This window comes from Sphingomonas anseongensis (assembly GCF_023516495.1).
Lineage (GTDB): Bacteria > Pseudomonadota > Alphaproteobacteria > Sphingomonadales > Sphingomonadaceae > Sphingomicrobium > Sphingomicrobium anseongensis.
In genome coordinates this window covers 211,596-228,166 of record NZ_JAMGBC010000001.1, presented here as the reverse complement: position 1 = coordinate 228,166, position 16,571 = coordinate 211,596, and the positions used below count along the sequence as shown (strand labels likewise).

The 16,571-nt window shown below is 65.5% G+C and carries 19 protein-coding genes, 2 tRNA genes and 1 other RNA gene; 8 read left to right on the top strand and 14 right to left on the bottom strand.

Annotated elements, in window-relative coordinates; all coding sequences use genetic code 11:
* Position 1: 1 nt before the first annotated feature.
* Together efp and LZ519_RS01215 are read right to left on the bottom strand one after the other, a co-directional pair.
* Entirely contained in the window at positions 2 to 571 is a 570-nt protein-coding gene (gene efp, locus LZ519_RS01220; protein ID WP_249866924.1) for an elongation factor P, read from the bottom strand.
* 40 nt (positions 572 to 611) lie between these two features.
* The gene (locus tag LZ519_RS01215) at positions 612 to 1,160 is read right to left on the bottom strand and encodes a M23 family metallopeptidase (RefSeq protein ID WP_431358105.1); all 549 of its coding nucleotides are present in this window, start codon (positions 1,158 to 1,160) and stop codon (positions 612 to 614) included.
* Positions 1,161 to 1,325: 165 nt separating this feature from the next.
* Between LZ519_RS01215 and LZ519_RS01210 the strand changes: the two genes are divergently transcribed.
* Positions 1,326 to 2,084: a DUF72 domain-containing protein gene (locus LZ519_RS01210; RefSeq protein WP_249866922.1), complete on the top strand. Its 759-nt coding sequence runs from the start codon at positions 1,326 to 1,328 to the stop codon at positions 2,082 to 2,084.
* Here the strand turns inward: LZ519_RS01210 and thiE are convergent, their stop codons facing one another.
* From thiE to tkt, 6 genes are read right to left on the bottom strand one after another with little or no spacing between them, the layout of a single operon-like run.
* The gene (gene thiE, locus LZ519_RS01205; protein WP_431358104.1) at positions 2,085 to 2,753 is read right to left on the bottom strand and encodes a thiamine phosphate synthase; all 669 of its coding nucleotides are present in this window, start codon (positions 2,751 to 2,753) and stop codon (positions 2,085 to 2,087) included.
* Complete coding sequence (locus LZ519_RS01200) at positions 2,750 to 3,649, bottom strand: fructose bisphosphate aldolase (protein ID WP_249866920.1); 900 nt, start codon at positions 3,647 to 3,649, stop codon at positions 2,750 to 2,752. Before LZ519_RS01200 ends, thiE begins: the two co-directional genes overlap by 4 nt.
* 7 nt (positions 3,650 to 3,656) lie before the next feature.
* Entirely contained in the window at positions 3,657 to 4,859 is a 1,203-nt protein-coding gene (locus LZ519_RS01195; RefSeq protein ID WP_249866919.1) for a phosphoglycerate kinase, read from the bottom strand.
* A complete protein-coding gene (locus tag LZ519_RS01190) occupies positions 4,856 to 5,314 on the bottom strand; it encodes an MOSC domain-containing protein (RefSeq protein ID WP_249866918.1) in 459 nt (152 codons plus the stop codon). The genes LZ519_RS01195 and LZ519_RS01190 overlap by 4 nt, the downstream gene beginning before the upstream one ends.
* On the bottom strand, positions 5,314 to 6,321 hold the full coding sequence (gene gap / locus LZ519_RS01185) for a type I glyceraldehyde-3-phosphate dehydrogenase (protein ID WP_249866917.1): 1,008 nt from the start codon (positions 6,319 to 6,321) through the stop codon (positions 5,314 to 5,316). The genes LZ519_RS01190 and gap overlap by 1 nt, the downstream gene beginning before the upstream one ends.
* Entirely contained in the window at positions 6,318 to 8,258 is a 1,941-nt protein-coding gene (gene tkt / locus LZ519_RS01180) for a transketolase (RefSeq protein ID WP_431358103.1), read from the bottom strand. The genes gap and tkt overlap by 4 nt, the downstream gene beginning before the upstream one ends.
* Before the next feature lie 173 nt (positions 8,259 to 8,431).
* On the opposite strand from tkt, the gene LZ519_RS01175 reads away from it, so the two are divergent.
* The 5 genes from LZ519_RS01175 (at position 8,432) to LZ519_RS01155 (ending at position 10,802) form a co-directional block, all read left to right on the top strand.
* Positions 8,432 to 8,605 carry a hypothetical protein gene (locus LZ519_RS01175; protein ID WP_249866915.1) on the top strand — a complete coding sequence of 58 codons (174 nt, stop codon included), beginning with the start codon at positions 8,432 to 8,434 and terminating at the stop codon, positions 8,603 to 8,605.
* On the top strand, positions 8,605 to 8,922 hold the full coding sequence (locus tag LZ519_RS01170) for a cell division protein ZapA (RefSeq protein WP_249866914.1): 318 nt from the start codon (positions 8,605 to 8,607) through the stop codon (positions 8,920 to 8,922). The genes LZ519_RS01175 and LZ519_RS01170 overlap by 1 nt, the downstream gene beginning before the upstream one ends.
* 11 nt (positions 8,923 to 8,933) lie before the next feature.
* A non-coding RNA gene (gene ssrS / locus LZ519_RS01165) (6S RNA) lies at positions 8,934 to 9,087 on the top strand.
* Positions 9,077 to 9,694 carry a 5-formyltetrahydrofolate cyclo-ligase gene (locus LZ519_RS01160; RefSeq protein WP_249866913.1) on the top strand — a complete coding sequence of 206 codons (618 nt, stop codon included), beginning with the start codon at positions 9,077 to 9,079 and terminating at the stop codon, positions 9,692 to 9,694. The genes ssrS and LZ519_RS01160 overlap by 11 nt, the downstream gene beginning before the upstream one ends.
* 127 nt (positions 9,695 to 9,821) lie before the next feature.
* The gene (locus LZ519_RS01155) at positions 9,822 to 10,802 is read left to right on the top strand and encodes a cell wall hydrolase (protein ID WP_249866912.1); all 981 of its coding nucleotides are present in this window, start codon (positions 9,822 to 9,824) and stop codon (positions 10,800 to 10,802) included.
* Here LZ519_RS01155 and LZ519_RS01150 read toward each other — a convergent pair.
* From LZ519_RS01150 to LZ519_RS01125, 6 genes are all read right to left on the bottom strand, one after another.
* Complete coding sequence (locus tag LZ519_RS01150) at positions 10,799 to 11,581, bottom strand: J domain-containing protein (protein WP_249866911.1); 783 nt, start codon at positions 11,579 to 11,581, stop codon at positions 10,799 to 10,801. The two genes, LZ519_RS01155 and LZ519_RS01150, sit on opposite strands and share 4 nt — an antisense overlap.
* Positions 11,582 to 11,644: 63 nt before the next feature.
* Positions 11,645 to 11,721 (bottom strand) — tRNA-Asp (locus tag LZ519_RS01145).
* 53 nt (positions 11,722 to 11,774) lie between these two features.
* Positions 11,775 to 12,977: an AI-2E family transporter gene (locus LZ519_RS01140; RefSeq protein ID WP_249866910.1), complete on the bottom strand. Its 1,203-nt coding sequence runs from the start codon at positions 12,975 to 12,977 to the stop codon at positions 11,775 to 11,777.
* Between the two features lie 66 nt (positions 12,978 to 13,043).
* Positions 13,044 to 13,129: transfer RNA gene (locus tag LZ519_RS01135), tRNA-Leu, on the bottom strand.
* Between the two features lie 45 nt (positions 13,130 to 13,174).
* Positions 13,175 to 14,341: an alanine racemase gene (locus LZ519_RS01130; RefSeq protein WP_249866909.1), complete on the bottom strand. Its 1,167-nt coding sequence runs from the start codon at positions 14,339 to 14,341 to the stop codon at positions 13,175 to 13,177.
* 37 nt (positions 14,342 to 14,378) lie between these two features.
* Positions 14,379 to 15,887 carry a YifB family Mg chelatase-like AAA ATPase gene (locus LZ519_RS01125; RefSeq protein WP_249866908.1) on the bottom strand — a complete coding sequence of 503 codons (1,509 nt, stop codon included), beginning with the start codon at positions 15,885 to 15,887 and terminating at the stop codon, positions 14,379 to 14,381.
* Between the two features lie 194 nt (positions 15,888 to 16,081).
* Between LZ519_RS01125 and LZ519_RS01120 the strand changes: the two genes are divergently transcribed.
* Positions 16,082 to 16,345: a hypothetical protein gene (locus tag LZ519_RS01120; RefSeq protein ID WP_249866907.1), complete on the top strand. Its 264-nt coding sequence runs from the start codon at positions 16,082 to 16,084 to the stop codon at positions 16,343 to 16,345.
* Positions 16,346 to 16,434: 89 nt separating this feature from the next.
* Complete coding sequence (gene rpmH / locus LZ519_RS01115; RefSeq protein WP_249868824.1) at positions 16,435 to 16,569, top strand: 50S ribosomal protein L34; 135 nt, start codon at positions 16,435 to 16,437, stop codon at positions 16,567 to 16,569.
* The last annotated feature ends 2 nt before the right edge of the window (positions 16,570 to 16,571 follow it).

Here is a 16,571-nt window from a genome sequence, read left to right as displayed (position 1 = left end):
ATCAGGCTTGGTCCGCGCGTTTCACATATTCGCGGCTGTAGGTGTCGACGACGATGCGCGTTCCGCTCGAAATGTGGGGCGGCACCATTACCCGGACGCCGTTGTCGAGCACCGCTGGCTTGTAGCTGGAGCTCGCCGTCTGGCCCTTCACCACGGCGTCGGCCTCTACGATCGTCGCTTCGATCTGGTCGGGAAGCTGAACGCTGATCGGCCGCTCGTTGTAGAGCTCCATCACCACGTCCATCCCGTCCTGGAGGAAGGCCGCCGGCTCGCCGATCAAATCCTCGGGCAACGACACCTGCTCGTACGTATCCTTGTCCATGAAAACGAGCATGTCGCCGTCGTGGTAGAGATATTGGAAGTCCTTGGTGTCGAGCCGGACCCGCTCGACCGTCTCCGCGCTGCGGAAGCGGACGTTGGTCTTCCGGCCGTCGATGAGGTTCTTCATCTCGACCTGCATATAGGCGCCGCCCTTGCCCGGCTGCGTGTGCTGGATTTTCACAGCGCGCCAGATGCCGCCTTCATATTCGATGATGTTGCCGGGACGGATGTCCACGCCGCTGATCTTCATGGATCGCCTGCTCGTGCTGGAATTGGGATTGGCGCGGCCTCTAGCCGCTGACCGATTTCCCGGCAAGCAGCGGGTAGGGGTTGATCGGCTCGCCATTGTACCACTTCTGCCCCGCCTCCATCCGGTTGATTGCGAAGTGGAGGTGCGGGCCGGCGGCATTGGCGTTGCCCGTGTGGCCGACGCGCCCGATCACCTGGCCCTGCCGGACTCGCTGCCCTTCGGCGAGGCCCGGCGCGTAGCCCTGCAGGTGCGCGTAATAATAAGTCCACTTTCCGTCGTTCGAGCGCTCGTAGATGGTGATTCCGCCGCCGCCGTCGCTGAAGAAGAGTTTCTCTATCGTCCCGTCGGCGGCCGCGATGACCGGAGTCCCTTCCGCGGCCATGATGTCGATCGCGTCATGGACCCGGCCGCCGGCGCGGGCCTGGGTGAAGGTGTCGATGAGATCGCCCTGCTTCACGCCCTGGACCGGAATGGCCAGCCCCGCAGGCCCGACGACCAACCCTTCGGCGATCGCCACCGGCGGCTGACCGGGAGCCGACACCTCGGCCATCTTCCCTGCCGGCTGGAGCTCGTTGGGAGCGTTGAAGATCTTGAAGGTGAAGATCCAAAAGGCACTCGTCAGGATCGCGGTGATCACCGCCGTCGACAGAATGGTGAGAGCCCGCGCCCCGCGAGGCGGGCGATCATGCGCTCGGGCATCGCTTAGAGGCACGCGCAACTCCTTCCTCGTTCACACCGTTGTCGCTGTGGAACGATGGAGGCCAATGTAGTTTCCGTACCCGCGCAAATCCGAATCGGCTGCTCGGGCTGGCAGTACAAGCACTGGCGCGAGCTCTTCTATCCCAAGGGCCTGGCGCAGACACGCTGGTTCGCCTTCTACGCCGAGCATTTCGACACGGTCGAAATCAACAGCAGCTTCTATCACCTGCCCAAGGCGACCACGTTCGAGAAATGGCGCAACCAGGCGCCGCCGGGCTTCTGTTACGCGATCAAGGCGAACCGCTTCATCACCCAGGCCAAGAAGCTTCTTGATTGCGAGGAGCCGATGGAGCGCATGATGACCGCGACCCGGCATCTCGGCGACCGGCTTGGGCCAATGCTCTACCAGCTGCCACCGAGCCTCAAGATCGACCTCGAGCGGCTCGAGTCCTTCCTTCGGCTGCTGCCGTCCGACGTCACCAACGTCTTCGAGTTCAGGCACAAGAGCTGGTACGTCGACGAGACTTTCGCGCTGCTCGAGCGCCATCGCGTCAGCCTTTGCCTGCATGACATGCGCGGATCGGTGACGGAAAGGCTGGAGGTGGGGCCGGCTGTCTATGTCCGCTTCCACGGCGGCGCCGGCAAATATTGGGGTCGCTATTCGGACGAACGGCTGATGACCTGGGCGGAATGGCTGGTGGAACAGGCGCGGTCTGGCCGCTCCTGCTGGTGCTATTTCAACAACGACATCATGGGCCACGCGATCGACGATGCGCAGACCCTCAAGTCGATGGTTGGGCAGCTCAATCGCTGACTATACGAGCAGGTCCGAAAAGGCGCTGACGGCCGCCGCCGGGTCGTCCTTCGACCACACCGCCTGGCAAACGGCCAGGAAGTCGGCGCCGGCCTTCACCAGCGGCTCCCCATTTTCAGGCGTGACGCCGCCGATCGCGACGCACGGAATTTCGAACAGCGTCGACCACCAGGTGAGGATCGTCGGATCAGGCCGGTAGTCGGACGGCTTGGTCGTCGTCGGGTAGAAAGCGCCGAAGGCGACATAATCGGCGCCGGCCTCACCTGCGTCCATCGCCAGGTGACGGCTGTCATGACAGGTCTTGCCGATCTGCGCTGCCGGACCGAGCAACGCTCGCGCATCGCGGATGTCGCCGTCGCTCTGGCCCAGGTGCACCCCGTCAGCGCCGAGCCGCTTCGCAAGGGACGCGCTGTCGTTGACGATGAACGCAACTTCCGCGTCGGCGCAGATGCGCTGCAGCGGCTCCGCCAGGCGAGCGAGCTCGTGTTCCTCGACGTCCTTCACCCGAAGCTGGAACGCCGTTGCCAGCCCCGGTTCCAGCGCGGCTTTCAGCCGGTCGGGAAATGGGCCGCCGACCTCCTGCGGGCTGATAAGGTAGAGCCTGCACGGCGCCCGATCCCTCGGGACGAAGGCCTCGGCGAATTCGTGAGTTACTTCGTCCAACGTCAGGCCGGCACCTTCTGGGTCGAGGCTTCGTAAATCTCGTCGATCGCGGTGCCGAGCGAGCGGTCGAACTCATCGTCGCTCATCGAGTGACGCAGGTCGGACAGAAGCGCCCGCGAGAAGCTCGCTATCATTCCCGGATTTTTCGCCAGCTCGCGGCACGCTTCGGCGCGACTGAACCCGCCCGACAGCGCGACGACGCGAAGCACCTTGGGATGTTCGACGAGCGGCCGGAACAGGTTGGCTTCGGCCGGAATCGACAGCTTCAGCATCACGCGCTGACCGGCTGGAATGCTCTCCAGCTCGTGGAGGATCGCGTCGAGGAGCAGGCGGTCGGCCGCTCCGCGCTCAGCGCTCTTGATGTTCACTTCGGGCTCGATGATCGGCACTAGCCCCTGGGAAAGCACCTGCCGCGCGACGTCGAACTGCTGCTCGACGACCGCGGTGACCCCCTCCGGATTGGCGAGGTTGATCACCGACCGCTCCTTGGTCCCAAACACGCCAAGGGCCTTGGCGCGAGTCAGAAGGTCGATCAGCGTCGGCATCGGCTTCATCATCTGGACGCCGTTCGCTTCGTCCTCCAGGCCCTTGTCTATCTTGATGAAGGGAACCACACCCTTTTCGATAAGCACCTGCGGAACGGGCTTGCCGTCGATCGTGCCGTCCATCGTCCGCTCGAACAGGATGGCGCCGAGCACCTTGCCGCTTCCGAACGAGGGGGAGCTGATGATCCGTGAGCGCATTTGGTGGATAAGGCCGAACATCTCCTCGTCGTTCGACCAGGCGCCCTCCTCGATTCCGTAGCCCTTGAGCGCCTTGGGCGTCGATCCGCCCGACTGGTCGAGCGCGGCGATGAAGCCATTCCCTCGCTCGATCTTCGTCATCATTTCCGCGTGGTTCATCTCTTCCTCAGTCCTTCTGCAGAGCGGCGACGCCAGGCAGCGTTCGCCCTTCCATCCACTCCAAAAACGCTCCACCTGCCGTGGAGACGAAACTAAAATCCTGTGCGACTCCCGCCTGGTTCAGCGCCGCGACGGTATCGCCGCCGCCGGCAACGGAGACGAGGGAGCCTTCCTTCGTCAGCGCTGCGGCCGTTTTCGCCAGGGCGACCGTCGCTTCGTCGAACGGCGGAGTCTCGAACGCTCCGAGCGGTCCATTCCACACCAGGGTGCGGCAGGTCTTGAGGACGTCCGAAAGGGCTTCGACGGCGGCCGGCCCGACGTCGAGGATCATCTCGTCGCTCTGGACCTCGTGAACGTTGCAGGTGCGGACGCTCGGCGGGTTTGGAGCGAACTCCTTCGCCACCACGACGTCGTACGGCAAGTGGACGGTGCAGCCGGCACCCTCCGCGCGGGTCATGATGTCTTCGGCCTCGCCGGCGAGATCACGCTCGGCGAGCGACTTGCCGATATCCACGCCGCGCGCGGCGAGGAAGGTGTTCGCCATCCCGCCACCGATGATCAGGTGATCGACCTTGCTGACGAGGTGGCCGAGCACGGCGAGCTTCGTCGAGACCTTCGCTCCGCCGACCACCGCCGCGACCGGGCGCTCCGGATTGCCGAGCGCCCTTTCGAGAGCCTTGAGCTCGGCCTCCATCGCCCGCCCGGCGAACGCCGGAAGCAGGTGAGCGACGCCCTCGGTCGAGGCATGGGCCCGGTGCGCGGCGGAAAAGGCGTCATTGACGTAATAGTCCGCGAGCGCCGCCATGCCTTTGGCGAGCTCTGGATCGTTCTTTTCCTCGCCGGAATGGAAGCGCGTGTTCTCCAGGACCGCGATATTGCCGGGAAGCATGGTCTGGATCGCGCGTTCCGCCTCCGGACCCTGGCAATCCTCGATGAAGCGCACCGACCGGCCCGCCAGCCTGTGCAGCGGCATCACCAACTGCGCGGTCGACATGTCCGGGCGGCTCTCGCCCTTCGGCCGCCCGAAGTGCGACAGCAGGAGCACGATCGCACCCCGGTCGCTGAGCTCGAGGACGGTGGGAAGCATAGCCCTCAGCCGTGTGTCGTCGGTGACAGACGCGCCCTCCATGGGCACGTTAAGGTCCACCCGCACGAGCACGCGCTTTCCGGTCAGCTCCTCCGGAAGGTCGTCGAGGGTCTTGAACCTCACTGAAGCTCGATCCTGATTTCGTCACCGACGGCAACGCTTCCGCCCCGCAAAACACGCGCTCGGGCACCGGCTCGCCAGTCGGGTGTGAGCGCCTGCCGAAGGCCCGGGTGAAGAGCCTCCATCCGCTCGCATGGCGCGCATTCCTGGGTGATCTCCACGAGCACTCCAGTGCCGATGCCAAGCTTAGCGCCGGGCTGCTGGGGAAGGTCGAGCCCTTCGACGAGCAGGTTCGCCCGACGCTCCCACCACGGAAGCTCCGCGCCGCACTCGGCCGTGGCTTCAGTCCAATCCGCAGCTTCCAGAAGGACGACGCCGCGGCGTCCGTCCGATCCGGCCTTCAGCGTTCCACGGAAATCGCCGGCAACGCCCTGCCCCTCGATCAGCTGCGCGCTATCGAGCACTTCGACCGGCCCGAACGGACGATCGTGACGAGCGATGCCGGCAATCCGAGCCATTAGCCGAGCTTGGCCATAGCCGCCGCGGTGTCGACCATCCGGTTCGAGAAGCCCCATTCATTGTCATACCAGCTGACTACGCGGACGAGCTTGCCTTCTAGAACTGCTGTTTCGAGGCTGTCGACGATCGAGCTCTGCGGCGTATGGACGATGTCGATCGAGACCAGCGGTTCGTCCGAATAGACCAATATGCCTTTCAGGCGGCCGCTCTCGCTCGCGGCCTTCAGTACGCCGTTCACTTCCTCGACATTGGTGTCGCGCTTCGGCGTGAATGTCAGGTCGATCAGGCTTCCGTCCGGAACCGGCACCCGGACGGCCGACCCGTCGAGCTTGCCCTTGAGTTCGGGCAGCACTTCGCCGACGGCGCGTGCGGCGCCCGTAGTCGTCGGGATCATCGACATCGCCGCCGCACGGGCGCGGCGCAGGTCCGGGTGGATCTGGTCGAGGATCTTCTGGTCGTTGGTGTAGGCGTGGATCGTCGTCATCAACCCGCGCTCGATGCCGATCGTGTCGTTCAGCACCTTGGCGACAGGCGCGAGGCAGTTCGTGGTGCAGGACGCGTTGGAGACGATCCTGTGCTCAGCGGTCAACTTGTCGTCGTTGACGCCATAGACAACGGTCAGGTCGACGCCCTTGGCCGGTGCGGAAATCAGGACTCGCTTCGCGCCCGCCTCCAGATGCTTCTCGCCGCCGGCTCGGTCGGTGAAGAAGCCGGTGCACTCCAGGGCGATGTCGACGCCGTTCGCCTTGTGCGGAAGCTTGGCCGGGTCGCGCTCGGCGGTGACGTGGATGGTCTTGCCGTTCACGACGATGTCGTTGCCGCTGGTTGTCACCTCGCCCGGGAAGGCGCCGTGAACGCTGTCGCGCTTGAACAGCCAGGCGTTGGACTTGGCGTCGGCGAGGTCGTTGATCGCAACCAGCTCGAGCCCGCAATCGGGCCGCTCGAGGATCGCGCGGGCGACCAGGCGGCCGATCCGGCCAAATCCGTTGATTGCAACTTTCGTCATCGAATTTCCCTTTGCTTCATGTGGTCGGCGACCCGGGCGGCGACCGCGTCCGGAGTCAGCCCGAAGAATTTATAGGCGTCCGGCGCCGGGGCCGAGACGCCGTAGCGGTCGATACCAAGCCTCAGCCCGTGGAGGCCCGTGTAGCGTTCCCAGCCGAACGTCGATCCCGCCTCGACCGAGACCCGCAGGATCTCCCGGTTGGAGACGTCCGGGAGGATGTCCTCGCGGTAAGCGTCATCCTGCGCGTCGAACTTCTCGGTGCAGGGCATGGACACGACATCGGCACCCACCCCCTGCGCTTCAAGCCTCTCGGCGGCGCCGAGCGCTATCTCGACCTCGGAACCCGTGGCAAGGAAGATCACCTTGCGGGCGTTTTTCGCTGACTTCAGCCGATAAGCGCCGCGGGAGCACAGGTTTTCTGTCATCGCCTCCGTCCGCACCGGCGGCAGGTTCTGGCGGGTCAGAGCCAGCACCGAAGGGCCGTCGCTGGCGAGCGCGAGCGCCCAGCATTCGGCCGTCTCGACCGCATCCGCCGGCCGGTAGACCTCAAGCCCCGGAATCGCGCGCAGGCTCTGGAGATGCTCGATCGGCTGGTGGGTCGGTCCGTCCTCGCCCAGGCCGATCGAATCGTGGGTCATCACATAGATGACCTTCGCCCGCTGAAGCGCAGACAGCCGGATCGCCGGACGCGCATAGTCGGTGAACACGAGGAACGTGCCGCCGTACGGGATCACACCGCCGTGCAGCGCCATGCCGTTCATCGCCGCGGCCATGCCGAACTCGCGAATTCCGTAATAGACGTAGCGACCGGCGTAATTGTCCGCGGTGAGCGGCTGCAGTGCCTTGGTCTTGGTGTTGTTCGATCCGGTGAGGTCGGCCGATCCCCCGATTGTCGAGGTTACCACCGGGTTGATGGCCTCAAGCGCCATCTCAGACGCTTTGCGGGTCGCGACCTTGGGCGGATTGGCGAGCAGCGAGTCCAGGTGCGGCTTGAGCCAGCTGTCACTGGCGTAGCCGGACATTCGGGCCATCAGCTCGTCGTTCTTGCCGCTTGCCGACAGCCGCCGGTTCCACTCGCGATGCTCCGCCTCCCCGCGCTTGCCGAACTCGCGCCAGGCGGAAAGCACGTCGTCGGGGATCTCGAAGGGCGGCGAATCCCAGCCGAGCTCCTTGCGGGCGGCCGCGATCTCGTCGGCGCCAAGAGCCGCGCCGTGAGTGGCTTCGGTGCCCTGCTTGTTGGGCGCTCCGTAGCCGATGATGGTCTTGCAGCGGATCAGCGACGGCCGCTCGTCGGCGATCGCCTCGTCGATGGCCTTCGATACCTTGCCGCTGTCCAGGCCGTCGCACTCGACCGTGTGCCAGGCCGAGGCAGCAAAGCGGGCGATCACGTCCTCGTTGCGCGACAGGTCGGTCGACCCGTCGATGGTGATTCGATTGTCGTCCCAGAGCACAACCAGCCGGCCGAGCTTGAGGTTGCCGGCAAGCCCGACCGCTTCGTGGTTGACCCCCTCCATCAGGTCGCCGTCGCCGGCGATCACATAGGTGCGGTGGTCCACCAGCTCGTCGCCGTAGATTGCGTTGAGGTGCCGTTCGGCGATTGCCATTCCGACCGACATCGCGAGGCCCTGCCCAAGCGGCCCGGTCGTCACCTCCACTCCGGGAAGCTCGAAATTCTCCGGGTGACCCGCGCAAGGACTTCCGAGCTGGCGGAAGTTGCGGATGTCATCGATCGTCGGCCGCGCGTAGCCGGTCAGGTAGAGCAGGGAGTAGATCAGCATCGAGCCGTGCCCCGCCGACAGCACGAACCTGTCGCGGTCGGGCCAGTGCGGGTCCTTCGGGTCGAACTTGAGGTAGCGCGTGAACAGCGCTGTCGCCGCATCGGCCATGCCCATCGGCATCCCGGGATGGCCGCTGTTGGCGGCCTCCACCGCGTCCATCGCCAGCGCCCGTATGGCGTTGGCAAGTCGGCGTTGGGTCGGCTGCAAGTTTCGGCTCCTCAGCAGATACGGCCGTCAGCCGGATTCGGCGGGCCGATGGCGGCTCCTTTGAGGGGTGACTCGTTGGGCGTCAATGCTTGCCCGTCAGGCGCTTCTTTCGTAGGCGGAGAGTCATGGATGACGGGGGCCTGTCGGCGGCACTGGACCGCGCCGAGCGTGCGATTGCGCGAGTCGAGCAAGCACTCGCACAGCGAAAACCGGTCAGCGGCCGCGATGACGAGCTTCGAGCCAAGGTCCGCGAAGCCGTGTCCGAGCTAGACCAGCTGATCCGCGAGGCGAGCCGCTGATGGCCGAGATCGACATCATCATTGCCGGTCGGCCGTACAAGGTCGGTTGCCGCGACGGAGAGGAAGAAACCCTTCGCGCCGCCGCCCGCCTGGTTGACGCCAAGAGCCGGGAGGCGATCGCCGGCCTCGGGACTTTGTCCGAAGCTCGCCAGCTCCTGTTCGCGGGCCTTCTCCTCGCCGACCAGCTGGTCGACCAGCGCCCGGAAGCGGCCGCCGCCGCTGCTCCGGACCCCGAGCTCGCGAGCCGCGCCGAACGGATTGCGCAGCGCCTCGAATCGCTCGCCGACGCCCTTGAGGCCGAGGACTCGACCACCTAGATAGGTGTAGACGGGTACTGCCCGGTACGAGGCCATGAACATCCCTGAGGCGATTAAATATCCTAGGGAGCTGTCCCTGGTCTGATCTTGGTCAGGCCTATACGGCGCCCACCTGACGTTTGTGGCGTCAGAGGATTTCCGGCAAACGGCCACGGTGGTCCCGTCACCTCCTCTTCCTCCGCCGATCCAGCCCGGATCGAAGGAGTCGCTCCGGTCGGCCGCGCTTGAAGCGCGAAAGGCGTTCGTCGCCACGCTCGACGATGCAAGCAGGGCGCTTCTCGAACAGCAGCTCGCCGAGCATTTGACGGCCCTTTGCGCTTCTGCCCGGGTCGTGGCCGGCTATTCGGCGATGGGAAGCGAAATCAGCCCGCAGGTCGCGATCGAAGAAGCCCGGGCCGTCGGGGCGGTGGTCGCCTTTCCTGCCTTCGCCAATCCGGCCAAGCCGTTTCGATTCCTCGCCGGCGACCCTCTCGTCCCCGGACCCTTCGGAATCATGCAGCCCAGGCCGACCGCCCCGCCAGTCGAGCCCGACCTCATCCTTGTGCCCCTGATCGCCATCGATTCGCGCGGCGCCAGGATCGGCCGGGGCAAGGGCCATTACGACCGGGTTATCGGCAGGCTGAAACGTTCCGGAGCCAAACTGATCGGCGTGGGATGGCCGATGCAGAGGCTCGAAGCTACGGTCCCCGCCGATCCTTGGGATGTCCACCTCGACGCCTTTGCAAGCCCAGAGGGGCTCGAATGGTTCGGCCGTTCAGGCCGCGCTCATTGAACGGCGCGTATTATTCGACTATATCACCGCCAGTTTCCCAATGATTGCATCGAGCCTTCTTCCAGCCCGTGACAGGGCCTTGACGCTTTGGCGGAAGCACCCCCGCGAACTCCTCGCGTTGGGGGCCATGGCCTTTGCGGCATTGGCCGTCGGCGGAGCTGCCTGGTCGATCCCGAACACCGAAGAAATTGCCGCGGCGAGGGCCGAGCAGACCGCTCCAGCACCACCGCCGCTTCTCGTCCGTGACTTGGCTCCAGCCGACGCAGTCGCGCTCAACAGCAACATCCCGGTGGCAAGCGGACCGAATCCCGCAGCTCGCCCCTTCTCGATGGCCAAGGCCGACACTGCGACCCGCGCGCAGGCGCTCGATTGCCTGACCAGCGCCGTTTATTATGAAGCCGGCAACCAGAGCGCCGACGGCGAGCGGGCGGTCGCGCAGGTCATTCTCAACCGGGTCCGGCATCCAGCCTTCCCGTCGAGCGTGTGCGGTGTGGTCTTCCAGGGCTCGACCCGGGTTACGGGTTGCCAATTCACCTTCACTTGCGACGGCTCGCTCGAACGGCGGCCCAGCGTCGACGGATGGGCGCGCGCCCGGGCGATCGCCGAAGCAGCGCTGAACGGCGCCGTCTACGGCCCCGTCGGCCTCGCGACCCACTACCACGCCGATTATGTCGTTCCTTACTGGGCCTCGAGCATGGCGAAGAACGCCGTCATCGGGGCGCATCTCTTTTATCGCTGGGCAGGAGGCTGGGGCAGGCCCTCGGCCTACATACAGCGCTATGCCAGCCACGAACCGAGCGCGTCCGCGCTGAAGAGCGCCGCTCTGGCTGCTCTGGCCAACCGGCCGACCCAGGCAGCGATCGAGGAAGCGGCGGACATTCCAGGCGCCGAGATCGGGAAGGCGCCGGCTGGGCGCGTCGCCATCCGGTTCAACCTGGCCAACGTCATTGCAGCTCGCAAGGCCGTCGAGTCCGCTCCTCACGAGGATTATGTCGAGAAGGTCGCGGCGTCCGACAATCTTCGCTGGACGCTCACCGGCTCGACCGCCAAGTCCGACGAAAAGCCGCTCGGCACGCGCGCGACCGGGCCTTCGCAGGACTCCGACTAAAGCGGCTGGCCCGCCGCCGAATCGAGCTTGGGCAAAAGCTCCATCTCAACTTGCATTCGGATCTGCCGGAGCCGCGAATCCGCTCCCAATATATCGTCGGACAGAGCGCGCGCGGACGCCAACTCACGTGCCACGACGGCAGTCGAATTGAAGGCCCGCGAGTCCGCAAGCTCCGTATCGCTACTCAGAGTCACGATTGCCTCGTCGAACGCGGAGCAGGCGTCGAACCAGGCCATGTTGCGGTCTTTCCTGAGCTTGTCCTGGCAATCGCGGCTGTACAATTCGGCGGCTGACGAATCTTTCGCCTGGTGGAACTTCACCGCGTCGGCGATCGCGCTCGATATGACCGGCGAATGAAGAGGCTCGTCGAAGTCGAGAGCCGGCAACGCCTTGCCACCCGGCGACGCCGCGACGATCACGGGCAAGCGGACGTTTACTGGTCGGGCAAAGACTCCGGCGCCTTCCCGCAGCTGGACGGCGGCAACGGCGCCGATGACAACCAGGATCGCCAGGCCGAATGCCCAGCTTCCGGGGCGCGAGGCGCGCCGCCGCGTTGCGTGCGCGACGATCGGAACCGGCCGGTGCTGGGGTCCCGCCGCAAGCCCCTCGCGCCGGAGTAGGCTGTATGCGCGGTTGATCTCGGCAGCGCGCGTAGAATCCCCGCCGGCGACGTCGGGATGATGAAGCTTGATCAGGCGCCGATACGCCTCGTCAACCTGCGAGCGAGCGGCGCCCGACCTCAGGCCGAGGGCCGCATAGGCAGAGTCTCGCGCGCTCATGGGGGCGGGACAGTAATGCAAGCTGCGGCAGGCTCAAAGCTGCGCACCTATCTATGTAGGGAATGGCGCGAGTGACGGGACTTGAACCCGCGACCTCCGGCGTGACAGGCCGGCGCTCTAACCAACTGAGCTACACCCGCGCGTTTCTTGGGTTCCCAGCCGGGTCTTGTAGGGACCCGGTGAGGCGCGCGACCTAGGTGACGCCCCCTGCACTGTCAACAAGACCTTCCTCATTTTCCTCGTCCTCGCCGACGTGCGTCAAGGTGCCGTGCTCGAACAGGAATCCGGCAATGTCGGGGGTGCCGGCGGCGGAAAATACCTGCTTGATGATGATCAGCAGAGGCACGGCCAACAAAGCACCTGTGGTTCCCCACACCCAAGCCCAGAAACTGAGCGAAATGAGAATCGCCAGCGGATTGATCTCCAGCCGCTCGCCGACGATCATCGGGGTCACGAGGTTCGCTTCGACGAGATGAAGGCCGATGAAGACGAGAGGCGGGAGCATCGCCCCCCATGCGTCGGGGAAAACCATAAGCCCGCCGAAGAACAGCAAGAGCGCCGAAGCGATCGGGCCAAGGTACGGGATGTAGTTGAGCACGGCGACGATACCGCCCCACATCACCGGCGAGGTCATTCCCAGCTGCCAGATGATCACTGCCGTCAGAGCGCCCAGCGCGACGTTGATGACGGTAATCGTGCCCAGATAGGTCGAGGTCGAATCGACGACTCGCTCGATCACGCGAGCCGTCGTGAGAGCGCCTTCGAAGCTGCCGCGGCTGACGATCGTGCGCTTGCGCATCGTCGTCCATCCGGCGAGGAAGAAGAAGATCACCAGCAGCGCGAAGAAGAGCTGGATCAGGATGTGCGGCGCCGAGGTCGTCAACAGCCCCGATAGCGAGTTGGGAGTCTCGATAGTGACCATCCGGGTTCGGTCGGGACTGATCGCGATTTGCGAGAGTATCCGTTCAACGAAGCGGTCGAAGCTCTTGTAGAGGTCGAGCAACGGGCTGAGCGCGGCCTGCACCTTGCCGATGCGTTCGGGAATCAGCGTGATCCAGTCGATTGCCGGAAGGACGATCGAGCCGATGGCGAAAACGGTCACGGTCAGGAAGATGAGGAGGCAGAGAGCGGAGGCGAGGCGCGACGGGATCCCCCGACGCTCGAACCATTCAAGTAGCGGGACGAGCGCGATCGCAACCACCAGCGCCGCGGTCACCGGAAGGAAGAATTCGGCGCCCGCTCGAAGCGCGAATGGAAGAGCCACAATGAGGCCGACGCCGGCGATTAGGGTCAGTGCCGCAAGCAGCCGGTCGCGTTTGGCGGTGAATGCTTCCGCCAGTTCATGAGCGTGGTTCACCGTTTCGGCCATTTTCCGCTTGGTCGTGCGAGCATCCATCGCCGCAGCATATCCGCGCCTTGGGGCAGCGGCTAGCGGATTGCGAACATGTAACGCGCGTGGTGTTGGTGCCCCTGGTCCGACTTGAACGGACACTCCGGTTAAGGAACTCGATTTTGAGTCGAGCGCGTCTACCATTCCGCCACAGGGGCACGGCAGCGCTTAGCTAGCGACGCCTTCAGCGGGCCGCAATGGGCTCACCAGCCGTTCACGCGCTCCCACACACCGACGATGTCATTCCCGCCGTCGACGACGAAATAGCGGTCGTGAGCCGCGGCGGTCGCGCAGGCGTGGTTCGGAAGGACTCGCACCTGTCCACCGATCGGGAATCGCGACCAGTCCAGCTCGCCCGAGGTCGCGGTGATGATTCCGTGTTCCTGGTTGGTCGATTCGACACGAACTCCGTCGATCAGCGCCCCCGTTGCGGCGTCGCAGACTGCTCCATAGCCCCAGTCGACCGGGAAATCGGCTGTACCCCGGTCCCGGCTGAGTGCGAGGAATCCGGCGTCGACCAGGACACGGCCGTGGGACCGGTTATGGCCGATGACGCTGGCGAGAACCGAGATGGCGATGTCGTCAACGCCGCAGGTGCCCAGTTCCGCCTGGACGAGGTCTCCGAAGGCATAGACGCCGACGCGGGCTTCGGTGACTCCTTCAAGGCCGCGGGCGTAATAGACGGTTGGCGTGGAGCCGACGCTGACGATTTCGACCTGAAAGCTTGCCGCGCGGAGCCGCTCGGCAGCGCTGACGGCCCCTGCTCGCTCGCGCTCGGCGATGTCTTCGAACTCGCCGAGCGTCCTCGCGGAATAAGAGCCGCCGGCATGGGTCATGACGCCCGCGAGCCTGGCTCCGCGATCCGACGACAACCGTCGCGCAATCTCAAGCAAGAGCTCGTCATTCGGCGCAACTCCGGCGCGGCATCCGTCGGTGTCCAGCTCGATCAGCGCTTCGATCGTGATGCCTTCGGCAAGCCCGAACGCCTGGACCATTTCCGCCGCTTCGACGGTGTCCAGGATGACGCGCAAGGTGCAGCCGCGTCGAATGAGGTCGGCGATCTGTGGGAGCTTGGATGGAGCGATTCCGACCGCGTAGAGAATGTCCCGGACGCCGTTTTCGAAGAAATAGCGCGCCTCGGCCAGCGTCGAAACGGTGATCGCAAGGTCCGCGCCGCCCGACAGCACGCGAAGGACGTCGATCGATTTGCAGGTCTTCACGTGCGGGCGAAGCTGCACGCCAAGCTCCGCGACCCTGGCCCGCATTCGGTCTGCATTCGACTGAAGCTTGCGCCGATCGAGGATCAGCGCCGGCGTTGCGACGTCGGCGATGGTCTTCGGGCGCGTCGCTACGGGGGAAAGCTCGTTCATCCCCTCCGGATGCGCCGGCCGGCGGACGTCTGCAAGCTTAGTTACGCGGCGCTTGCCTCCGATAGCTCAGCGCCTCGGCGACGTGGATTCGGCCCACTTGCTCGGCTCCGGAAAGATCCGCGATCGTCCTTACCACCCGAAGCACGCGATGGAAGCCCCGCGCCGACAGCCGCATCGCCGCGGCGGCATCGGCAAGCAGCTTTCGGCCCGCCTCGTCCGGCGTGGCGGCCTGTTCCAGGAGGTCGCCGTCCGCTTCGGCGTTCGTGCGCACTCCCGAGCCGTTGTAACGCCCGGATTGGACGCTGCGCGCCCTCGCCACCCGCTCGGCAACCTCGCGGCTACCCTCAGCGGGCGAAGGCAAGGTGAGATCGGCGGCGGAAACTGCCTGGACGTCGACGTGGAGATCGATTCGATCCAGCAAGGGCCCGGACACTCGCGCCTGGTAATCGGCAGCGCAGCGTGGCGCCCTGCTGCAGGCCAGCGCCGGATCGCCCAGATGCCCGCAGCGGCACGGGTTCATCGCCGCAACCAGCTGCACTCGGGCAGGAAAGGTCACGTGCGTGTTCGCACGGGCAACGCTGACATTGCCCGTTTCCAGCGGCTGGCGAAGCGAATCGAGGACCTGCCTCTGGAATTCGGGCAATTCGTCGAGGAACAGGACGCCAAGGTGCGCCAGGCTTATCTCACCCGGCCGAACCCGAAGCCCGCCACCGACGAGCGCAGGCATCGATGCCGAATGGTGAGGCGACCGATAGGGCCGGCGCCGCCTGATTCGCCCGCCGTTGAGCTCGCCCGCGACGGAGGCGACCATCGACACTTCCAGCGCCTCTGAGGGCTCTAGCGGCGGCAATATGCCCGGAAGGCAAGCCGCGAGCAGCGACTTGCCCGCTCCCGGAGGCCCGCTCATCAACAGATTGTGGCCCCCCGCGGCGGCGATCTCCAGCGCCCGCTTGGCGACCTCCTGCCCCTTCACCTGCGAAAGGTCGGGCCCGGGCTCCAGCGCCTCCGCTTCCACCGGGGCGGGCGGCTGGAGCAAAGTCGTGCCCTTCAGGTGGGCGAGCAGCGCAAGCAGGTCGGGCGCCGCGATCACGTCAAGCTCGCCGGCCCAGGCGGCCTCACTGCCCTGCGCTGCCGGGCAGATCAGGCCCTTGTCCTCGCCCGACGCGTGAATCGCGGCAAGAAGTACGCCCGGCGAGGGCGCGATCCGCCCGTCGAGCGACAGTTCACCCACAGCCACATAGTGCGACAACGCTTCAGCGTCGGCGGCACCGATTGCCGCCAGCAGGCACAAGGCGATCGGAAGGTCGTAGTGCGAGCCCTCCTTTGGAAGGTCGGCGGGCGACAGGTTGACGGTGATGACCTTTGGCGGAAGCGCGAGGCCGATCGACGCCAGCGCTGCACGCACGCGCTCGCGGCTTTCGGCGACTGCCTTGTCGGCAAGCCCGACGATCGTGAACTTGGGAATTCCGGAGGAAAGCTGGACCTGGACCTCGACCGCCCGGGCCTCGAGCCCGAGATAGGCGACAGTGGCGACGGTGGCGGCCATCTATCGCCGCCCCCGGCTGGTTAGACGTTCACAGGCAAACAACAGGCCCCCTAGCTCGGCATTGGCCCTGCTAGCCCGCCACCCGCCGAATTCGCAAGCCGCTTGCGCGAACGCCATTCTGCAACCACATCGCGATGATGGTTAGGTGGCGGCAAGTTCAGCGATTCCTCGACAAAGCCTGGGTGGAGTGGGGAATGTTCGCCCTGGGCGTCCTCCTCATCATCGGTGGGCTGATCATCGCGCCGATTCCGGGGCCGGGCGGCGTCTTCCTGATCGCGCCCGGAGTGGCGCTGATCCTGAAGACGAGCTGGTGGGCCAAGCGCCACTACGTGAGGCTAAAGCGCTGGCAGCCGAAGGCGGGTTACTGGACCGACCGAGCCCTGAGGAGGAAAAACGCGCGCCATCGATACGAGCGCATGAAGGAGCAAAAGGGCCAGGCGGGACCTTCCGGCGATTGACTTTGCCGCACCTCTCTTCTATCGGCGCGGCCCATAGGGAGGCTGCCCGAACGGCGGCCCTTTTTCTTTTGAATCTTGAGGCATGAGCGATGAAGCGCACCTTTCAACCGAGCAATCTGGTCCGCGCACGGCGGCACGGGTTCCGGGCCCGCATGGCGACGGTCGGCGGACGCAAGGTGCTAAACGCGCGCCGCGGTCGCGGCCGCAAGAAGCTCAGCGCCTAGAA

Excerpts from the sequence above, each read along its gene's own strand:
- LZ519_RS01120 (WP_249866907.1), top strand. The coding sequence starts at position 16,082 with ATGTTCGCCCTGGGCGTCCTCCTCATCATCGGTGGGCTGATCATCGCG.
- tkt (WP_431358103.1), bottom strand. The coding sequence starts at position 8,258 with ATGGACGCGGTGGAGGCCGCCAACAGCGGCCATCCCGGGATGCCGATG.
- LZ519_RS01170 (WP_249866914.1), top strand. The coding sequence starts at position 8,605 with ATGGCCGAGATCGACATCATCATTGCCGGTCGGCCGTACAAGGTCGGT.
- LZ519_RS01190 (WP_249866918.1), bottom strand. The coding sequence starts at position 5,314 with ATGGCTCGGATTGCCGGCATCGCTCGTCACGATCGTCCGTTCGGGCCG.
- LZ519_RS01175 (WP_249866915.1), top strand. The coding sequence starts at position 8,432 with ATGGATGACGGGGGCCTGTCGGCGGCACTGGACCGCGCCGAGCGTGCG.
- LZ519_RS01130 (WP_249866909.1), bottom strand. The coding sequence starts at position 14,341 with ATGAACGAGCTTTCCCCCGTAGCGACGCGCCCGAAGACCATCGCCGAC.
- LZ519_RS01150 (WP_249866911.1), bottom strand. The coding sequence starts at position 11,581 with ATGAGCGCGCGAGACTCTGCCTATGCGGCCCTCGGCCTGAGGTCGGGC.
- gap (WP_249866917.1), bottom strand. The coding sequence starts at position 6,321 with ATGACGAAAGTTGCAATCAACGGATTTGGCCGGATCGGCCGCCTGGTC.
- LZ519_RS01200 (WP_249866920.1), bottom strand. The coding sequence starts at position 3,649 with ATGAACCACGCGGAAATGATGACGAAGATCGAGCGAGGGAATGGCTTC.
- LZ519_RS01155 (WP_249866912.1), top strand. The coding sequence starts at position 9,822 with ATGGCCTTTGCGGCATTGGCCGTCGGCGGAGCTGCCTGGTCGATCCCG.
- efp (WP_249866924.1), bottom strand. The coding sequence starts at position 571 with ATGAAGATCAGCGGCGTGGACATCCGTCCCGGCAACATCATCGAATAT.
- rpmH (WP_249868824.1), top strand. The coding sequence starts at position 16,435 with ATGAAGCGCACCTTTCAACCGAGCAATCTGGTCCGCGCACGGCGGCAC.
- LZ519_RS01140 (WP_249866910.1), bottom strand. The coding sequence starts at position 12,977 with ATGGATGCTCGCACGACCAAGCGGAAAATGGCCGAAACGGTGAACCAC.
- LZ519_RS01125 (WP_249866908.1), bottom strand. The coding sequence starts at position 15,887 with ATGGCCGCCACCGTCGCCACTGTCGCCTATCTCGGGCTCGAGGCCCGG.
- LZ519_RS01210 (WP_249866922.1), top strand. The coding sequence starts at position 1,326 with ATGGAGGCCAATGTAGTTTCCGTACCCGCGCAAATCCGAATCGGCTGC.